This is a genomic window from Aeromicrobium sp. PFPM2_SD2 (assembly GCF_057364525.1).
Genome location: NZ_JBNFNZ010000549.1, coordinates 1 through 1,462 on the forward strand (window position 1 = coordinate 1; position 1,462 = coordinate 1,462).

Genomic DNA, 1,462 nt, shown 5'->3' on the forward strand with positions numbered 1-1,462 from the left:
CGGATGGGTCGGCCTGCGGCGTGGCCACGCACGGCTCGGCGACGGTGCGGCGCGCGGCTCCGTGGGCGGTGCGCGCGGTGCTGGTCGTGCTGTTCGGGCTCGGCCTGGCCAACCTGGTGGGCGAGGTCGTCGCCATCTACGACACCGTCGGCGACGGGCGGTACGTGCTGTAGCCGGACGCGTCGGAGTCGGCCGTGGGCCAGCACCTCGAGCGCCACCACGGCGAAGCCCAGCAGCAGCTCGGCGGTCAGCACGACGACGCGCTGCCACCACGGCAGGCGCACCCGGCGCACCGCGATCCAGGCGACGGCCGCGAGCGTCGCGACGAGGGCGATCGTGGCCGCGCGCAGCGCCCGGTCGGGCTCCCACGCGCCGAGGGCTCCGAGCACGAGGAAGGCGGTCGGCACCACGAGCCCGCCGAGCGCGCCGAAGCTCACCCGGGCCACGTGGTGCAGCTCCTCGCGCGGGGGGAGCGCGGCGTGCACGACGACGTGGGAGATGGCGTCGGCGATGAAGACCGCCAGCACCGTGCCGGCCAGGGTGATCGCGAACACCGCCAGGACGTGCCCGCCGGTCTCGTGGTGCTCACGCAGCGCCAGCGCGACCGCTAGGGCGGTGAACGTGACGTAGATGCGCTCCTTGAGATGCTCGGCCGGGCCTCGAGCCGCTCGCGCTCCGCGTCGTCGCCGGCTGCCGGGCTCATGGCGACATCCTAGGAACGCCCGCGGCCACCGCGGGGGTTTGCGGTCGCTCGTGCCGGGGCACCGTCCGGACGTGGGTGAGCTCCTGTCCGTCGGTCACGGGACGGCCGACCGCGAGGAGCTCGCCGCGCTCCTGCGCTCGGCCGGCGTCAGCGACGTCGTGGACGTCCGCCGCTTCCCTGGCAGCCGGCGCAACCCCGACGTGTCGACAGACGCGATGGCGCAGTGGCTGCCGGACGCCGGCATCGGCTACCGGTGGGACCCGCGCCTGGGCGGGCGGCGCCGCGTCCCGAAGGACGCGCCCGACGTCGACCGCTGGTGGCGGGTCGAGGCCTTCCGCGGGTACGCGGCGCACATGCGCACCGCCGAGTTCACGGAGGGCCTCGACGCGCTCGTCGCGACCGCCGACGACGCCGCGGGCGCCGCGGCGTTCCTGTGCAGCGAGAGCCTGTGGTGGCGCTGCCACCGACGCATGGTGAGTGACGCGCTCGTCCTGCTGCGCGACCGGAAGGTCGAGCACCTCGGCCACGACGGGCGCCGGACACCCCACGAGCCGTCGGAGGGCGCGCGGGTCGACGGCGGCGCGATCTACTACGACGCCGGCGCCTAGGCGGGCTCGTCGAGGAAGGCGCGGACGGCGGCGACGAACCGCTCCGGCTCCCGCTCGTGGACGAGGTGCCCGGCCTCCACGGTCACCCGCCGGGCGTCCGGGATGGTCGCCTCGAGGTCGGCGACCCCGTCCTGGGGCACGGGGCTGGTCG

The 1,462-nt window shown here is 75.9% G+C and carries 2 protein-coding genes; one reads left to right on the top strand and one right to left on the bottom strand.

The features are described from left to right. Nucleotides 1–554: hypothetical protein (locus AC2W7G_RS16175; RefSeq protein WP_485869338.1), on the bottom strand; the 554-nt coding region annotated here is incomplete at its 3' end. A gap of 220 nt (nucleotides 555–774) precedes the next feature. Between AC2W7G_RS16175 and AC2W7G_RS16180 the strand changes: the two genes are divergently transcribed. After that, nucleotides 775–1,311 (top strand): DUF488 domain-containing protein, encoded by a 537-nt coding sequence (locus AC2W7G_RS16180; protein WP_485869339.1) that lies wholly within the window; start codon nucleotides 775–777, stop codon nucleotides 1,309–1,311. Nucleotides 1,312–1,462 lie beyond the last annotated feature (151 nt).